Origin of the sequence: Bradyrhizobium sp. RT6a (assembly GCF_040547675.1) — a bacterium.
GTDB lineage: Bacteria > Pseudomonadota > Alphaproteobacteria > Rhizobiales > Xanthobacteraceae > Bradyrhizobium.
Genome location: NZ_JBEPQC010000004.1, coordinates 235,384 through 250,895, shown reverse-complemented (window position 1 = coordinate 250,895; position 15,512 = coordinate 235,384). Strand labels below are relative to the sequence as shown.

The following is a 15,512-nucleotide window of genomic DNA, read 5'->3' as shown; positions in this document are numbered from 1 at the left end:
CTACGCTCGCAATGACGGCGGCTAGAGCGGCGCCGGAAACCGCGCCGCCGTCTCCTCCAGCGGCAATCTCAGCCCGTTCGCCAGGTACGAGACCGTGCGGTAGAAGCCGCACAGCAGCATAATCTCAAGGATCTGCGCCTCGTCGTAATGCGCCGACAGCGCGGCGAACTCGGCGTCGTCAAACGTCGCACGGTGATGCAGCGCGTCGACGGCGGCGATCAGCGCCTGCTCGGCCGGGGACCAGCACGGCGACGTCGCATCGCCCTGCACCGTCGCACGCACCTCCGGCTCGCTGAGCCCCGCCGGCACGGCAAAGATCGCGACGTGCACGCCCCATTCATATTCGCATTTGTTCAGCGCGCAGGTGCGGTCGATGACGATCTCGCGCTGGCGCAACGACAGCGGGCCGGGATCGAGCAGGCCGCCGGCGCGAAACTTGTTCCAGGCGCGGGTATGGCCCGCCATTACCCGGAACAGCAGCAGCGGCGGCGCACCGCGCATGATGCGGTCGAACTGCGCCTGAATCTCCGGGGGATAAGGCGGGGTGAGCGGGGCAATGCGCGGCGGGGCCTGGGACATTGGCCGTCTCCTTTGCTACATTTATTGTAGCAATACGCTACATTATTTGTAGCAGTGTGCAAGAGGGCCGCGATGGCGAAACAGACCTCCCCCAGATCGCGCAACGTCCGTGGCTCGCGCTCCGGGCGACCGATCATGGCGCTGCTCGACATCCTGGGGCGACGCTGGAGCCTGCGAATCCTGTGGGAATTGCGCGACGCCCCCCTCACCTCGCGCGCATTGCGAACCGCCTGCGACGAGGCCTCGCCGACGGTGCTGCAGGCGCGGTTGGACGATTTGCGCGAGGCCGGATTCGTGGAACTCGGCGAAGCCAGCGGTTACGGGCTGACGGCGCTCGGGCGAGAATTGTGCGAGACGTTCATGCCGCTGCACCGGTTTGCGGAGAGGTGGCGCAGCAAGAGCGGCGCGTAAGTCTGGCGATGCCGTCCCGGCAAGCTCGTCTACGCCGCCGCAACCGTCAGATTCGCACCGTCCACCTGCACCACCTTCACACGCGTGCCCGCCGGCGTATCCGGACCAGCGACGCGCCAGACCGTGTCGCCGATACGCATGGTGCCGTTGCCGTCGACGATCGGCTTCTCCAGCGTGAACTCGCGGCCGAGCAGCGCATCCGCGCGCTTGTTGAGGAATGGGCTCGCGCTCGCATCAGACTTCGGACGGGCGAGGCGGCGCCACACCGGCACCGCGGCGGCAGCGAAGATCGCGAACATCACGAGCTGGATCTGCCAGGATATCGCTACTCCGAACGAGATCAGCCCGACCAGCAACGCGGCGAGCCCGAGCCAGAACAGGAAGATTCCCGGCGCCAGCACCTCCAGCGCCATCAGGACGAAGCCGAAGATCAGCCAGTTCCAGGTGCCGAGCGATACGAACATGTCGGTCATGACACGACCTCTTTGAAATGACGCATGCCCTTGTCGGAAAACCGGTGTCCACTTTTCCGGGGCATGCGCTTTACCCCTGCCGCGGCGGCACCGCCGGCGGCGTCGGACTGGACGACGGCACCGAGCCGCGGCGGGCGGCAGCGGCCGCGGACGCTGCGCTTTCGCCGAACGTCGCCTTGGCGATCTCGCCGATGCCGGCGAGCGAGCCCAGCATGCTCATCGCTTCGACCGGAAGCATGATGACCTTCTGGTTCGGCGACTCAGCCAGTTGCCCGAACGCCTTGATATATTTGTCGGCGATAAAATAGTTCAGCGCCGCGACGTCGCCCTTGGAGATCGCTTCGCTGACCATCTGCGTCGCCTTGGCCTCGGCTTCCGCCGACCGCTCGCGTGCTTCGGCGTCGCGGAAGGCGGCCTCGCGGCGACCTTCCGCCTGGAGAATTTGGCCCTGCTTGGCACCCTCGGCGCGCAGGATCTCGGACTGGCGTGCACCTTCGGCCTGAAGGATGTCGGCGCGTTTGACGCGCTCGGCCTTCATCTGTCGGCCCATGGCTTCGACGAGGTCCGCCGGCGGCACGATATCCTTGATCTCGATACGATTGACCTTGAGGCCCCAGGGCGAGACGGCGGCATCGACCACACGCAGCAGGCGCTCGTTGATTTCGTCACGGTGCGACAACACCTGATCGAGATCCATCGAGCCCATCACCGAACGGATGTTGGTCATGGTCAACACGGTGACGGCCTGGGTCAGGTTGGAGACCTCGTAGCTCGCCTTGGCGGCGTCGAACACCTGAAAGAAGGCGACGCCGTCGACCGTCACGGTGGCGTTGTCCTTGGTGATCACCTCCTGCTCGGGAATGTCGATGACCTGCTCCATCATGTTGATCTTGCGTCCGACGCGATCGAAATAGGGCACGATCAGATTGAGCCCGGGGCTCAGCGTCTGGGTGTATTTGCCGAACCGCTCGATGGTCCAGTCATAGCCCTGCGGCACCGTTTTCACGCCGGCAACCAACGTGACGATGACGAGCAAAACCAGCACAATCGCGAAAATGTCGAAACCGCTCATATTTCCTCCAAGGCGGAAAAGATTGCCGGGAAAAGACCCTTTTCCGCGCTGTCATTGGTCGGGATCACGACCCCAAGGGTTCAGTAAAGGGTTCAGTAAAGGATTCAGTGTTCAGCGGTCGTGGATGATTTCGGCATCGGCAGGATTCTACACAAGACGCCGGGAGAAGGAATGGTCGCGATTATGTATTTGCGACGCGCTCTTGAAAGCGTGCCGGCGCAGACCTAGCGACGACGTTAACGAATCCGTCCATGCCGGCGGTCGCAGCCAAATCCTACTCGATGACCTCGTTCGCGGTTGCGAGCAGGCTTGGCGGAAGCGTGACGCCGATCGCCTTGGCCGTCTTCAAGTTGATCGTCAGCTCGAACGTGGTCGGATTCTGGACCGGCAAGTCGGCCGCCCGCGCACCCTTCAGAATGCGATCGATATAGGAGGCGGCGCGGCGGAGCTGCTCGGCGCTGTCGGTGCTGTAGGACATCAAGCCACCCTCGTCGACGAAGGTACGGCTCCAGAACACTGCCGGCACACGCGCTTCATTGATGGCCGCCAGGAGAAGCGCACGGTTGGACATGGTGAAAAAGTCCGGCAGCACCAGCAGGCCGCCGTCTTTCCGCGAAGCCAGGGCGACGATCGAGGCCGTGTCATGCACCGGCGCGGACTCTACCGTCACATCGAGCGCGCGGCCAGCGTCCTCAATCGTACCCAGCATCAGGGGCGCGAACGGGGCGGTGGCGGGATTGTAGACCACGAACACACGGGACGGTCTTGGCGTGACCTGCGTCAGCATCTCCAGCCATTTGCCGGCCAGCGGGCCGTCGTAATCGGTGAAGCCGGTGACATTGCCGCCGGGATGAGCGAGATTCTGGACAAAGCCCTGGCTGACAGGATCGGTGACGACGGCGAAAACGATCGGGATCGTCGTCGTGCGCCGGCGCAGCTCTTCCACCGAGGGCGTGCCGACCGCGAGCAAGATGTCGGGCTTGAGCGCGATCAGCTCATCGGCGAATTGCGCGATTCGTGCGCGATCGCCGCCTCCATTACGCCAATCGATCTTGAGGTTGTCGTGCTCCTTCCAGCCGTGGCCGGCAAGCTCCTCGACCAAGATCGCGCTACGCGTCTGACCGATCGCGTCGTCGGCCGCAGTGACCGAGAGCACGCCGAGCCGGCGCGTCGCATTCGTTTGCGCCAGCACTGAGGCCGGCAGCGCCGCGGTCACCCCAAGAAGCGCCAGAACCTCGCGGCGGTTCAAGGGGCGCTCCTCAGATCCAGGCCCACTATATCCAGCCCCGGAGCTCGCGGAGCACCAGCGTTCGGATCACGTTCATGCCGGGGTCGCTGTCGTTGAGGCAGGGGATCGCGGAAAACTGCTCGCCGCCATTGTGCTCGAAGATCTCGGCATTCTCCTGCGCGATCTCCTCCAGCGTCTCGAGGCAGTCGGCGGAAAAGCCCGGCGTGATCACCGCGATGCGGCGCACGCCCTCTTTCGCCAGACGCTCCATGGTCTTGTCGGTGTAGGGCTGCAGCCACTCGTCGAATCCGAAGCGCGACTGGAAGGTCAGCAGCAGTTTCGTCTCGTCCATGCCGAGCCGGCGCCGCAGCGCCTCGGTGGTCGCGACGCACTGGCTCTGATACGGGTCCCCCTTGTCGACGTAGGCCTTCGGCATGCCGTGGAAGGAGGCGACGATCAGCTCCGGCTTGAACGGCAGGCTCGCCAGATGCGTCTCGATCGAGGTGGCGAGCGCCTCGATATAGGCTTCGTCCTCGTAATAAGGCGGCGTCACCCGCAGCGTCGGCTGCGCGCGCAGCCGCGCAAACACGCGAAACACCTCGTCGCAGACGGTGGCCGACGTCGCGGCGGAATATTGCGGATAGAGGGGTACGGCAAGGATGCGATCACAGCCCTTCGCAATCAGGGCATCGATGCCCGATTTGATCGATGGATTACCGTAGCGCATCGCCCAATCCACTACGACCTGGTCGCGGTCCGACAATGCGGCCGCAAGCTTGTCGCTCTGCGAGCGCGTGATGGTCTTGAGCGGCGACTCGTTCTTCTGGGTGTTCCAGATCTTGAGATAGTCGCGCGCCTTGGCGCGGGGGCGGGTGCGCAGGATGATGCCGTTCAGCACCACCTTCCAGATCAAGCCCTGATCCTCGATGACGCGGGCGTCCGAGAGGAATTCCTTCAAATAGACCCGCACGCCGCGCGCGTCGGCGGTATCGGGCGTGCCGAGATTGACCAGGAGCACGCCGACGCGCGAGGGGGCGGGCTGCGTGGCCGGCATCGCGGTCTGGGTGGGGGCGGTTGTCATCATGATCCGTTGCGTCGCGCGTTGTTCCGAACTTGTCAAGATTGGGCCGGTTTCGCTAGGGTCCGTGCGCAGGGGGAAGAACCATGACGCTGGCGGAATGGTGCGTTTTCGGGGCACTGCTGCTCTATCTCTTAACGATCGTCTCGATCAAATGGATCAGATTTCGCGGCTTCGACAATTCGCGGCCGCGCGACCCCGTCTTCTTCGAAGACGCCATCGCGCAGCGCGCGCTCGGCGCGCACCAGAACGGCATCGAGACCTTTCCGTTCTTCGCCTTCGCGGTGCTACTCGCCGAATACAGGGAGTCGCCGCAGCGCCTGATCGACGAGCTCGCGGTGCTGTTCCTGATCGTACGGATCGCCTATGTGCTGACCTATCTCGGCAACCGGCCGACGTTGCGCTCGATCCTCTGGAGCATCGGCTTTGCGATCAATCTCGGGATCTTCTTCATGCCCGCGTTGAAGCAGTTCTTGCCGGTGTGAGTTCGTGAAACCGTAGCCCGGATGGAGCGAAGCGTAATCCGGGGTCCCCTCCGCGGCGGCACTGTCCCGGATTGCGCTTCGCTCCATCCGGGCTACAACGCCTGCCGCTCAAAAACACGTCGTCCGTTCGGCCGCGATGTAACCCAACAGCAGACCCGCACCGAACAGCAGCACGAGGCCGGCGGCGGCGAATTCGATGCCGCGCATGAACAGTGCGCCGCTGCCGTCGCGTCCGGCGCTCAGGCGGGCGGCGATGTCCTTGGCCGAGACGGCGACCACCGCGATGGCCGCGACCGTGATCGCGGTGCCAAGCCCCATCAGCAAGGTCGCGGCGATGCCGGCCCAGAACAGGCCTTGGGCCAGCGCAAACACCAGCACCAGGATCGCGCCCGAACAGGGACGGATGCCGACGGTGAGGATCGCGGCAAAGCCGCGTCCCCAGCCACCGGGGCCGGCGAGTTCGCTCGGCGTGGGGCCGTGGGAATGGCCGCAATGCTCGTCATGGACGTGGTCATGCTGGTGGTGATGATGGGCGTGCGCATGATCGTGACCATGATGATCGTGCGTATCGTGATGGTGGTGACCGTGATCATGATGGTCATGCGGCACGCCCGCGATCGCGGGCACCGGCTGAACCGCCTGCAGCGCACGGATGAAGGTGCGGCCCTTGACCCAGACCAGGCGCAGGCCAAACAGCGCGATCAACGCATAGCTTGCGATTTCAATCGCGCCTTCCGCCTTGCACATGGTCTTGGCGGTCGCATTCAGCACCCAGGCCGAGATACCGACGATCAGGATCGCCACCAGCGACTGCATCAGCGCGGAGGCAAACGACAGCACGATGCCGCGCCGGGCGGTCTCACGATTGGCGACGAGATAGGAGGCGATCACCGCCTTGCCATGACCGGGGCCGGCCGCGTGGAAGATGCCATAGGCGAACGAGATGAAGAGCAGCGTCCACACCGCCGAGCCGTCGGACTTCGCGGCGCGGATCGTCGCCGACATCTGGCGATAGAATTCCGATTGCTTGGCCAGCAACCAGCCGATGATGCCGCTGGCCTCGGGCTGGGCGGCTTGTGGCGAACGCGGCGCGCCGAACGGATTTTGCGCGAGGAGATCGTGGAGCGCCGCGTCGGCCACGGCCACGACGAGAAGAACGCCCGCGCAGACGGCGAGCCCGCGCCCGAAAGGCGTGAGTTTCGGCTTCAAGGACAATCCACCGTGATCTTGTTGGCGAACATCATGCCGAAATTCGAATTCTCGCCGTTCATGAAGGTCTGCTCGTTGAGCTTCTGGGCACTCGCGGTGCCGTCGCTCGGCCGGTCAAGTTTCATCTGGCAGCCGGCGGGCGCGCCAACCAGCTTGACCGGGTTGTCCTTGGCCATCTGGAAGTCGATGAAGAAGGAGCGGTCGAACACTTCGAGCATCAATTGCCTGGGCTTGACCGGGTTCTTCAGCGGCAGCGTGAAGTGCAGGGTCAGGACCGTATCCTTGTAGTCGAGGAAATAGTCGACCGGCTCCTGGAATCGCTCCTTCTTGCCGTCGGCTCGCGCGAAGGTGAAGTAGGCATATTCCTTCAGCGACTCGACATTGGTCTGTGCCAACGGCCCGAGCTCCTCGCGCGAATAGGCGCCCTTGGTCTTGCTCTCGAGCCCCTGCACCGCATAGGCGGAGAACATGTCGTCGAAGGTCCATGCATGGCGCACGCCGGTGATGGTGCCGTCGGGAGCGTAAAGCAGCTCGCTGGTCGCGGTGATCCAGACATGCGGATGCGCCCGCGCAGCGCCTGCCGCGAGCGACAGGGCAACGGCGAGCAGCAGTCCGAACAGGGCGCGCATGCCCATCAGGCCGCCTTCGGGGCGTCAAGCAGGCCGCGGCGGCGCAGTAGCGCGTCGGGCTCCGGCGGCCGGCCGCGGAACGCCTCATAGGCAGCTTCCGGATCGACCGATCCGCCGCTCGAGTAGATGTCGTCGTGCAAGCGCTTTGCGACGGCGGGATCGAAGATGTCGCCGGCTTCCTCGAACGCGCCGAAGGCGTCGGCGTCCATCACCTCCGACCACATGTAGCTATAGTAGCCGGCGGCATAGTGATCGCCGGTGAAGATGTGACCGAATTGCGTGGGACGGTGACGCAGCGAGATCTCCTCGGGCATGCCGATCTTCTCCAGCTCGCGTCTCTCAAAGGCGCGGACATCCTGCGCGGCGGAGGCCGGCTGGGTGTGGAATTCGAGATCGATCAGCGCCGAGGAGACGAACTCGACGGTGGCAAAACCCTGGTTGAATTTTCGCGCGGCCAGGAACCGTTGCAGCAGATCGTCCGGCAGCGGCTCGCCGGTCTGGTAATGGCGGGCGAACTGCTGCAGCACCTCCGGCCGCTCCTGCCAATGCTCGTAGAGCTGCGAGGGCAGCTCGACGAAGTCGGTGAACACGGAGGTGCCCGACAGCGAGGGATAGGTCACGTTGGAAAGCATGCCGTGCAGGCCGTGGCCGAACTCGTGGAACAGGGTGCGGGCGTCGTCGGGCGACAGCAGCGAGGGTTCCCCATCCGCGCCCTTGGAGAAGTTGCAGATGTTGAGGATCAGCGGCGCGACCTCGCCGTCGAGCTTCTGCTGGTCGCGCAGCGAGGTCATCCAGGCGCCGGAGCGCTTCGACGGCCGGGCGAAGTAGTCGCCATAGAATAGCGCCTTGTGCTTGCCGTCCCGCCCCTTCATTTCCCAGACCCGGACGTCCGGATGCCAGACCGGCACATCCTTGCGCTCCTCGAAGGTGACGCCGAACAGGCGCGTGGCGCAGTCGAAGGCGGCGGCGATCATGTGGTCGAGCGCGAGATACGGTTTGATCGCGGCGTCGTCGAAATTGGCGCGCTGAAGGCGCAGCTTTTCGGCATAGAAGCGCCAGTCCCAGGGGGCGAGCTTGAAATTGCCGCCCTCCTCCGTGATCAGCGTCTGCATGTCGTCGCGGTCGGCGAGCGCCCGCGCCCGGGCGGGCTTCCAGACCCGCTCCAGAAGGCCGCGCACCGCTTCCGGCGTCTTGGCCATGGAATCCTCGAGCCGGTAGGCCGCGAAGGTCGGGTAGCCCAGGAGATTGGCGCTCTCTTCGCGCAGCTTCAGGACCTCGACGACGGTCGCGTTGTTGTCGTTGGCATTGCCGTTGTCGCCGCGCGCCGTGAAAGCCTTGTAGACCTTCTCACGCAGATCACGCCGGGCCGAGCTCTTCAGGAACTGTTCGACCGAGGAGCGCGACAGGGTGACGATGGCCTTGCCGGCCATGCCGCGTTCTTCTGCCGCAGCCTTGGCGCTGGCGACAAAACTCTCCGGCAGACCCTGGCGGTCGGCTTCGCCGAGCTCCATGAACCATTCCTGCTCGTCGCCGAGCAGATGATGACTGAAGCCGGTGCCGAGCTGGGCGAGCCTCTCGTTGATCTCGGCCATCCGCGTCTTGGCCTCTTCGGAGAGGCCCGCGCCCGAGCGGTGGAAGCGGGTGTAGGTACGCTCGAGCAGGCGGAGCTGTTCCGGTGTCAGACCGAGATTGGCGCGGTTCTCGTGCAGCTGGGCGATGCGGCCAAACAGCACGGCGTTCATCATGATCGGATTCCAGTGCCGCGCCATCCGCAAGGAAACCTCCTTGTCGATCTCCAGGATGGCCGGGTTGGAGTGCGCCGAGACGAGGTCGTAAAAGACTGACGCGACCTTGCTGAGCAGCTTGCCCGAGCGCTCCAGCGCCGTGATGGTGTTGGCGAAGTCGGCCGCGGTCGGGTCGTTGGTGATCGCGGCGATCTCGGCAGAGTGGTCCGCGAAGGCCTGCTCGAAGGCCGGCAGGAAGTGCTCCGGCTTGATCTCGTCGAAGGGCGGGGTCGCAAATGGCGTCACCCACGCCTTCAGCAGCGGGTTGGTCTCGGAGTCCGTAGTTTGGCGGGGTTCTGACATTACAAGTCCCGGTTTGTGGCTCGATTGTTGCGGCCAGCTATAGCACGCGATGGGGCTTTTTTGGGCCATTTGCCCTTGCTCCCGGCTGCCTTTTCGGGGAGATTGCGGCCCTTCAAGCCTAGGACCCCTGAGCTCATGAACGCGACCTCCTCGTCTTCCCGTCGGATCGTCTGGCCGAGCGTCATCACCGTCATCAGCGCCGCCATCCTGATCGGCGCCGAGGTGTTCGGCGCAGCGTTTGCCGGCGGCTGGGCGCTCGCGATCCTGTTCGGGCTGGGCGAGCAGGGCACGCACATCCTTCAGGCCGCGCTGTTCGCGCTCGGCGTGCTCGTGATGACTGCCTTCATCCGCGCCGCTCAGCGCGTCGAGCCGTTCACGAAGCGCGGCTGAAGCGCGTACGCGCGCGAGAGACACGCGCGCTGAAAACTTAACGCGCGTTCATCTTCCGCGTCGCTCGCGCAACACTGCGCAAGCAGATGTTAGGCAATTCTGTTCGCAGCCTAAAAAATCTCTTGCGAAGCAGAGTCAAAACACTTATGTGCGGATTGCCCAATTTCGCACGTGCCTGTGGTCGTGTGTCAGTCGGTAGGTATCCGGACAAGAGGCCGGACAGCCGCCAAGGGGTGAAGAAGCCGAGGGGCTCTTCGGAAGTGCGGAAGTCCGGAAGGCTCATAGCCGGAAGACGAAAGCAAACCCGGAGCGTCCAGCATCTCTCTCAAAGGGATGCCTTGTCGAAGGTGACTTTGCTCTTTGCAACCGTGACTGGCAGCCGGAGGCGAACCGGCGCACCCCGCTCTCAACGGGGGACGCGACTTAAAGCAACGACGGATCGGGCTTTTTTGGTCTCTACCGGCAGTCCAACGCCGGCGCGGGCTACTGAAAAGGCTTGTCCTTCATTGCCAGGTGTGCGGGCGGGAACATTCCCAACCAATCCACGGCAGCACTGTCTGATCTGAGTCTTTGGCTCGTCGCGCCTCCATCGCGCGATCTGGCCGGAGCGCTCTTATCCGACGTCATTTTTTGAACGGATCCCCGTCGCTGGGCCGTTTGGGAGAGTGCTATGACCGACCGTATCCAGGAATTCCTGCGCAACCGCCGCAGCGAGGGCCTCGACACCGAACCGTGCCTCGTCGTCGACCTCGAAGTCGTGCGCGACAATTACCAGACCTTTGCCAAGGCTCTGCCCGACAGCCGCGTGTTCTATGCCGTCAAGGCGAACCCGGCGCCGGAAGTGCTGGCCTTGCTCGCCTCCATGGGCTCCTGCTTCGACACCGCGACAGTCGCCGAGATCGAGATGGCGCTGGCCGCCGGTGCGACGCCCGACCGCATCTCCTTTGGCAACACGATCAAGAAGGAGCGCGACATCGCGCGCGCCTTCGCGCTCGGCATTCGGCTGTTCGCGGTCGATTGCGCCGCCGAAGTCGAGAAGGTCGCCCGTGCCGCTCCCGGCGCAAAGGTGTTCTGCCGCATCCTCTATGACTGCGCCGGCGCCGAATGGCCGCTGTCGCGCAAGTTCGGCTGCGATCCGGAGATGGCCGTCGACGTGCTCGACGTTGCCAAGCGTCTGGGCCTGGAGCCGTGCGGCATCTCCTTCCATGTCGGCTCGCAGCAGCGCAAGGTGAAGGCGTGGGACCGTGCGCTGGCGATGGCCTCGCAGGTGTTCCGCGACTGCGCCGAGCGCGGCATCAACCTGACCATGGTCAACATGGGCGGCGGTTTCCCGACCAAGTACCTGAAGGACGTGCCGCCGGTGGTGACCTACGGGCGCTCGATCTTCCGCGCGCTGCGCAAGCACTTCGGCAACCAGATTCCGGAGACCATCATCGAGCCGGGTCGCGGCATGGTGGGCAACGCCGGCATCATCGAGTCCGAGGTCGTGCTCATCTCGAAGAAAAGCGATGAGGACGAGGTGCGCTGGGTCTATCTCGACATCGGCAAGTTCGGCGGTCTCGCCGAGACCATGGACGAGTCGATCCGTTACGCCATCCGCACCCCGCATGACGGCGCGGACATGACGCCGTGCGTGCTCGCTGGGCCAACCTGCGACAGCGCCGACGTGCTGTACGAGAAGAACCCGTATCCGCTTCCGGTGACGCTCGAGATCGGCGACAAGCTGTTGATCGAAGGCACCGGAGCCTATACGTCGACCTACTCGGCGGTGGCGTTCAACGGCATCCCGCCGCTGAAGACCTACCACATCTGATCGCCTCTCTTTCCGAGGCCCGACGAACCCGGGAGCCGGCTTGCCGGCTCCCTCCCTGACATTTCGATTTCTGACGACGCCTTGGACCGGCGTGCTTTGCGCACGTCGGTTTCAAGCGGGGACTGACGCGCCATGGCTGCTCTTCGGAAGACACAGGTTGACCCCACCTCGAAAGCCGCTCCGTTCGCGATCCGTGCGGAGCGTGCTGGCGACGTTGCGATGCGTGAAGCGCTGCTCGATGCGTCCTTTGGCGAGAACCGCCATGGCCGCACCTGTCAGCGCCTGCGCGACGGACGCGCACCCGCCGCCGGCCTTGCGCTGGTCGCGATGCGCGAGGGGAAGCTCGTGGGAACCGTGCGGCTGTGGCACGTCAGCGCCGGAGGCAGGCCCGCTCTGGTCCTCGGACCGCTGGCGGTGGACCCTGCCTGCCGCGAGCTCGGGATCGGCGCCGCGCTGATGCAACAAGCGCTGGCTGCCGCCCGGGCGCGCGGGCATGCCGCCGTGATCCTGCTCGGCGATGCCCCTTATTACGCCCGCTTCGGCTTCTCGCCTGAGAAGACCGGCGAGCTGTCGCTGCCCGGCCCGTTCGAGCGCGACCGCCTGCTGGCGATCGAATTCCATGCCGGCGCACTGGATGACGCCGCCGGGATGATTGTCCCGACCGGCGCAGCCTTGCCCAAACGGAGGGTAGTTCGCGCCCTCCAGGCGCACGCGGCGTAAGAGATCGCCATAATGGCGACGACCGAGCCGCGTTAAGCGGCAACGCCCGGCTGGGCCTGCGTTAAGCTCCATTCCTTTGGGGTTGCGCAGGCCGGCAAATTGCCCGTAAACCCCACGAAATTCCTCTTCAGTCGAGGCCACGACCATGTCCCGCCGCCTGATTTCCACCGGCTCCCCGTTCGAGAAGACCGCCGGCTACAGCCGCGCCGTGATCGACGGCGAGTTCGCCTTTGTCGCGGGCACCACCGGCTACGACTACACCACGATGACGATGCCGGCCGATGTCACGAGCCAGTCACGCAACTGCTTCAAGACCATCGAAGCTGCCCTGAAGGAGGGCGGTTTCGAGATGGCCGACATCGTCCGTGCGACCTACTACGTCACCGACACCAGCACCATCGATGCCCATTTCGCCGTCTGCGGCGAGGTTCTCGGCGACATCAGGCCGGCCGCGACCTTGCTGGTCGTCAGCGCCCTCGCCAAGCCCGAGATGAAGGTCGAGATCGAAGTCACCGCCAAGCGCCGCAGCGCCTGATCCACCCACCCTTTGCCGCCAGCACGTTCCGGAGAAACCATCCCATGAGCCCCGCCTCGCAGATCTACGCGAAGATTACCGGTCCCATCGTCATGGTCGGCTTCGGCTCCATCGGCAAAGGCACGCTGCCGCTGATCGAATGGCATCTCGATTACGACAAGTCGCGCATCACCGTGATCGATCCCAAGGACGAAGGCCGCAAGGCGCATTGCGAGAAGCACAATGTGCGCTTCATCCAGAAGGCCGTGACCAGGGACAATTATCGGGAGTTGCTGACCCCGCTGCTCACCGAAGGCGGCGGCCAGGGCTTTTGCGTCAATCTCTCGGTCGACACCGGCTCCACCGACATCATGGAGCTCTGCAACGAGCTCGGCGCTCTCTATATCGACACCGTCAACGAGCCCTGGCTCGGCTTCTATTTCGATTCCACGAAAGGCCCGGAAGCGCGCTCCAACTACGCCCTGCGCGAAGCGACGCTGGCCGCCAAGAAGGCGCGCCCCGCGGGCTCGACGACGGCCGTTTCCTGCTGTGGCGCCAATCCCGGCATGGTCTCGTTTTTCGTCAAGCAGGCGCTGCTCAACGTCGCCGCCGACCTGAAGCTCAATGCCCCCAAGCCGAAGACCAAAGCCGAATGGGCGGACTTGATGCGGCAGGCTGGCATCAAGGGCATCCACATCGCTGAACGCGACACCCAGCGCTCCAAGAAGCCGAAAGAGCCGGATGTCTTCGTCAACACCTGGTCGGTGGAAGGTTTCCTGTCGGAAGGCGTGCAGCCATCAGAACTCGGCTGGGGCACCCACGAAAAATGGATGCCCGAGAATGCGCGGACTCACGAAGTCGGCTGCGGCGCTGCCATCTATCTGATGCAGCCCGGCGCCAACACGCGCGTGCGCACCTGGTGCCCGACCCGCGGCGCGCAGTATGGCTTCCTCGTCACCCACAACGAGTCGATCTCGATCGCCGATTATTTCACCGTGCGCGACGCATCAGGCACGGCAGTCTATCGGCCGACTTGCCACTACGCCTATCATCCGGCTGATGACGCCGTGCTGTCGCTGCATGAAATGTTCGGCCGCGCCGCGAAGATGCAGGAGAAGCATCACATCCTCGACGAGAACGAGATCGTCGACGGCATCGACGAACTCGGCGTGCTGCTGTTCGGCCATGACAACAATGCCTACTGGTACGGCTCGCAGCTCTCCATCGAAGAGACCCGCAAGCTCGCGCCCTATCAGAACGCCACCGGCCTGCAGGTGACCTCCGCCGTGCTCGGCGGCATGGTGTGGGCGCTGGAAAACCCGAACGAAGGCATCGTCGAAGCCGACGAGATGGATTTCGATCGTCTGCTGGAAATCCAGCTGCCGTATCTCGGCCCGGTGAAGGGTTTTTACACCGACTGGACGCCGCTCACCGACCGTCCCGGGCTGTTCCCGGAAGATATCGATACGAGCGATCCCTGGCAGTTCCGGAACGTTCTGGTGCGGTGAGAGCCGTCACCCAACTCTCCGCTCGTCATTCCGGGGCGCGCCACTTGGCGCGAGTCCGGAATCCATCAGGCGACAGAATCCGCTGACAAATGGATTCCGGGCTCGCGCTACGCGCGCCCCGAAATGACAGGGAACCTACTTCCTCTCGATCGGCGGCGCGATCTTCTCGGCTGGCGCCGGCGGCAATGCTGGTTTCGCCGCGCCGGCAGCGCCCTGCGTCTGCGGGTCGGGCCGCGCAGGCTCTGGGGCCGGCGTGGTCGGCCGGTCGCCGCCGGGCTTGGCTTCCGCGGGCTTGTTCTGATCGTCGGACGGCGTGCCCTGAAGCGGTTGCGTCGCCTGGGCCGTCTGCATCCGGGTCTCGGCGCGGATTTGCGCCAGCGACAGCCCTGACACCACGACGCCGGCTGCGAACAGCGTGCAGGCAACCATCAGATCGAGCTTCAGTCTACGCTTGTCATATTGGCCGGGCATGTCGATCACCGCCTTTGTCCACGGGATCAACGAAATCGCCGGTCTGCGGTTCCCTGCCCGTGCCGGCCGGAACTCGACGGCTGCGCGCCCAATCGCCACGCTCAATCCGTGGTGCTGACTTCCCAGGTGGCGTGGCGGACGCCGGGCAGATGCTGGAGATCGGTCGCCACTGCATTCAACTCGTTCGGATCGACGGCGGTCGCGACCAGCTTTGCCACGATCTCGATCAGATCGTCCCCGGTTTCGACCATTTCGATATCGGCCACCAGATATTTTGCGCTCTCAAGCTTCTCGACGAGCCGGTCACGCATGTCGGGCAAGGCGTCCGGTGCGACCGCGAGCTTGAAGTAATAGGTCGCCTCGGAGGTCTTCTCGTTCAGCGGAATGCGGTTGATGGCGTTGACCAACGGCCGCAGCATGGTGTTGCCGGCAATCACGAACACCGTCAGCGCCGCGGCCTGCGCGACCATGTCCGCGCCGGCGCAGGAGCCGACCGCGGCCGAAGCCCACAGCGTCGCCGCGGTATTGAGCCCGCGCACGTCCATGCCCTGCTTCATGATGACGCCGGCGCCGAGAAAGCCGATGCCCGAGACGACGTAGGAGATCACCCGCACCGCGCCGTCGGCGCCGGCCAGGTGCATGGCGAGATCGACGAAAGCGGCGGCGCCGACCGCGACCAGCACGTTGGTACGCAGGCCCGCGGTGCGCTGACGATATTGCCGCTCAGCGCCGATCAGCGTGCCCAGCACGAAGGCCGTGAACAGGCTGACCAGCGTGTCCGCAAAATCAGCGATCTGGAAGGTCGTCAGAAACCGCATGGCCCCATCTACGGTCGGAACGATGAC

17 protein-coding genes are annotated in these 15,512 nt (G+C 64.6%); 7 read left to right on the top strand and 10 right to left on the bottom strand.

Annotation, left to right across the window (positions count from 1 at the left end; all coding sequences use genetic code 11):
* Positions 1-21 precede the first annotated feature (21 nt).
* Positions 22-579, bottom strand: a complete 558-nt coding sequence (locus ABIC03_RS22975; protein ID WP_275171004.1) for a carboxymuconolactone decarboxylase family protein — start codon at positions 577-579, stop codon at positions 22-24.
* Positions 580-651: 72 nt separating this feature from the next.
* Between ABIC03_RS22975 and ABIC03_RS22970 the strand changes: the two genes are divergently transcribed.
* Positions 652-990, top strand: a complete 339-nt coding sequence (locus ABIC03_RS22970; RefSeq protein WP_354061287.1) for a winged helix-turn-helix transcriptional regulator — start codon at positions 652-654, stop codon at positions 988-990.
* Positions 991-1,019: 29 nt separating this feature from the next.
* On the opposite strand, the gene ABIC03_RS22965 is transcribed toward ABIC03_RS22970, so the two are convergent.
* The 4 genes from ABIC03_RS22965 to hemH form a co-directional block, all read right to left on the bottom strand.
* Positions 1,020-1,463, bottom strand: a complete 444-nt coding sequence (locus tag ABIC03_RS22965) for an NfeD family protein (RefSeq protein ID WP_354061285.1) — start codon at positions 1,461-1,463, stop codon at positions 1,020-1,022.
* 70 nt (positions 1,464-1,533) lie between these two features.
* Entirely contained in the window at positions 1,534-2,535 is a 1,002-nt protein-coding gene (locus tag ABIC03_RS22960) for an SPFH domain-containing protein (protein ID WP_354061283.1), read from the bottom strand.
* Between the two features lie 274 nt (positions 2,536-2,809).
* Positions 2,810-3,784, bottom strand: coding sequence for an ABC transporter substrate-binding protein (locus ABIC03_RS22955; RefSeq protein ID WP_354061281.1), 975 nt, complete (start codon positions 3,782-3,784; stop codon positions 2,810-2,812).
* A gap of 25 nt (positions 3,785-3,809) precedes the next feature.
* A complete protein-coding gene (gene hemH / locus ABIC03_RS22950) occupies positions 3,810-4,847 on the bottom strand; it encodes a ferrochelatase (protein ID WP_354061279.1) in 1,038 nt (345 codons plus the stop codon).
* 80 nt (positions 4,848-4,927) lie between these two features.
* Here hemH and ABIC03_RS22945 point away from each other — a divergent pair, with 80 nt between their 5' ends.
* Entirely contained in the window at positions 4,928-5,326 is a 399-nt protein-coding gene (locus ABIC03_RS22945; protein WP_354061277.1) for an MAPEG family protein, read from the top strand.
* Positions 5,327-5,434: 108 nt separating this feature from the next.
* Here the strand turns inward: ABIC03_RS22945 and ABIC03_RS22940 are convergent, their stop codons facing one another.
* The 3 genes from ABIC03_RS22940 to ABIC03_RS22930 are packed head-to-tail and all read right to left on the bottom strand — an operon-like array spanning position 5,435 to position 9,251.
* On the bottom strand, positions 5,435-6,535 hold the full coding sequence (locus ABIC03_RS22940) for a nickel/cobalt transporter (protein ID WP_354061275.1): 1,101 nt from the start codon (positions 6,533-6,535) through the stop codon (positions 5,435-5,437).
* Entirely contained in the window at positions 6,532-7,170 is a 639-nt protein-coding gene (locus ABIC03_RS22935) for a DUF1007 family protein (protein WP_354061273.1), read from the bottom strand. Before ABIC03_RS22935 ends, ABIC03_RS22940 begins: the two co-directional genes overlap by 4 nt.
* On the bottom strand, positions 7,170-9,251 hold the full coding sequence (locus ABIC03_RS22930; RefSeq protein ID WP_354061271.1) for a M3 family metallopeptidase: 2,082 nt from the start codon (positions 9,249-9,251) through the stop codon (positions 7,170-7,172). Before ABIC03_RS22930 ends, ABIC03_RS22935 begins: the two co-directional genes overlap by 1 nt.
* 135 nt (positions 9,252-9,386) lie before the next feature.
* On the opposite strand from ABIC03_RS22930, the gene ABIC03_RS22925 reads away from it, so the two are divergent.
* The 5 genes from ABIC03_RS22925 to ABIC03_RS22905 all read left to right on the top strand — a co-directional run bounded on the left by ABIC03_RS22925 (position 9,387) and on the right by ABIC03_RS22905 (position 14,196).
* Entirely contained in the window at positions 9,387-9,641 is a 255-nt protein-coding gene (locus tag ABIC03_RS22925; RefSeq protein ID WP_007597166.1) for a hypothetical protein, read from the top strand.
* Between the two features lie 670 nt (positions 9,642-10,311).
* A complete protein-coding gene (locus ABIC03_RS22920; protein ID WP_018453321.1) occupies positions 10,312-11,454 on the top strand; it encodes a type III PLP-dependent enzyme in 1,143 nt (380 codons plus the stop codon).
* A 132-nt stretch (positions 11,455-11,586) separates the two neighbouring features.
* Positions 11,587-12,174, top strand: a complete 588-nt coding sequence (locus ABIC03_RS22915) for a GNAT family N-acetyltransferase (RefSeq protein ID WP_354061268.1) — start codon at positions 11,587-11,589, stop codon at positions 12,172-12,174.
* A 145-nt stretch (positions 12,175-12,319) separates the two neighbouring features.
* Positions 12,320-12,709, top strand: a complete 390-nt coding sequence (locus tag ABIC03_RS22910; protein WP_354061266.1) for a RidA family protein — start codon at positions 12,320-12,322, stop codon at positions 12,707-12,709.
* Between the two features lie 44 nt (positions 12,710-12,753).
* Positions 12,754-14,196 carry a homospermidine synthase gene (locus ABIC03_RS22905; RefSeq protein ID WP_354061264.1) on the top strand — a complete coding sequence of 481 codons (1,443 nt, stop codon included), beginning with the start codon at positions 12,754-12,756 and terminating at the stop codon, positions 14,194-14,196.
* A 135-nt stretch (positions 14,197-14,331) separates the two neighbouring features.
* Here the strand turns inward: ABIC03_RS22905 and ABIC03_RS22900 are convergent, their stop codons facing one another.
* Both ABIC03_RS22900 and ABIC03_RS22895 read right to left on the bottom strand, forming a co-directional pair.
* Positions 14,332-14,667 (bottom strand): hypothetical protein, encoded by a 336-nt coding sequence (locus ABIC03_RS22900; protein WP_354062005.1) that lies wholly within the window; start codon positions 14,665-14,667, stop codon positions 14,332-14,334.
* Positions 14,668-14,768: 101 nt separating this feature from the next.
* Positions 14,769-15,485, bottom strand: coding sequence for an MgtC/SapB family protein (locus tag ABIC03_RS22895; protein ID WP_275170990.1), 717 nt, complete (start codon positions 15,483-15,485; stop codon positions 14,769-14,771).
* Positions 15,486-15,512: the final 27 nt, after the last annotated feature.

Excerpts from the sequence above, each read along its gene's own strand:
- ABIC03_RS22975 (WP_275171004.1), bottom strand. The coding sequence starts at position 579 with ATGTCCCAGGCCCCGCCGCGCATTGCCCCGCTCACCCCGCCTTATCCC.
- ABIC03_RS22970 (WP_354061287.1), top strand. The coding sequence starts at position 652 with ATGGCGAAACAGACCTCCCCCAGATCGCGCAACGTCCGTGGCTCGCGC.
- ABIC03_RS22965 (WP_354061285.1), bottom strand. The coding sequence starts at position 1,463 with ATGACCGACATGTTCGTATCGCTCGGCACCTGGAACTGGCTGATCTTC.
- ABIC03_RS22960 (WP_354061283.1), bottom strand. The coding sequence starts at position 2,535 with ATGAGCGGTTTCGACATTTTCGCGATTGTGCTGGTTTTGCTCGTCATC.
- hemH (WP_354061279.1), bottom strand. The coding sequence starts at position 4,847 with ATGATGACAACCGCCCCCACCCAGACCGCGATGCCGGCCACGCAGCCC.
- ABIC03_RS22945 (WP_354061277.1), top strand. The coding sequence starts at position 4,928 with ATGACGCTGGCGGAATGGTGCGTTTTCGGGGCACTGCTGCTCTATCTC.
- ABIC03_RS22935 (WP_354061273.1), bottom strand. The coding sequence starts at position 7,170 with ATGGGCATGCGCGCCCTGTTCGGACTGCTGCTCGCCGTTGCCCTGTCG.
- ABIC03_RS22930 (WP_354061271.1), bottom strand. The coding sequence starts at position 9,251 with ATGTCAGAACCCCGCCAAACTACGGACTCCGAGACCAACCCGCTGCTG.
- ABIC03_RS22925 (WP_007597166.1), top strand. The coding sequence starts at position 9,387 with ATGAACGCGACCTCCTCGTCTTCCCGTCGGATCGTCTGGCCGAGCGTC.
- ABIC03_RS22920 (WP_018453321.1), top strand. The coding sequence starts at position 10,312 with ATGACCGACCGTATCCAGGAATTCCTGCGCAACCGCCGCAGCGAGGGC.
- ABIC03_RS22915 (WP_354061268.1), top strand. The coding sequence starts at position 11,587 with ATGGCTGCTCTTCGGAAGACACAGGTTGACCCCACCTCGAAAGCCGCT.
- ABIC03_RS22910 (WP_354061266.1), top strand. The coding sequence starts at position 12,320 with ATGTCCCGCCGCCTGATTTCCACCGGCTCCCCGTTCGAGAAGACCGCC.
- ABIC03_RS22905 (WP_354061264.1), top strand. The coding sequence starts at position 12,754 with ATGAGCCCCGCCTCGCAGATCTACGCGAAGATTACCGGTCCCATCGTC.
- ABIC03_RS22900 (WP_354062005.1), bottom strand. The coding sequence starts at position 14,667 with ATGCCCGGCCAATATGACAAGCGTAGACTGAAGCTCGATCTGATGGTT.
- ABIC03_RS22895 (WP_275170990.1), bottom strand. The coding sequence starts at position 15,485 with ATGCGGTTTCTGACGACCTTCCAGATCGCTGATTTTGCGGACACGCTG.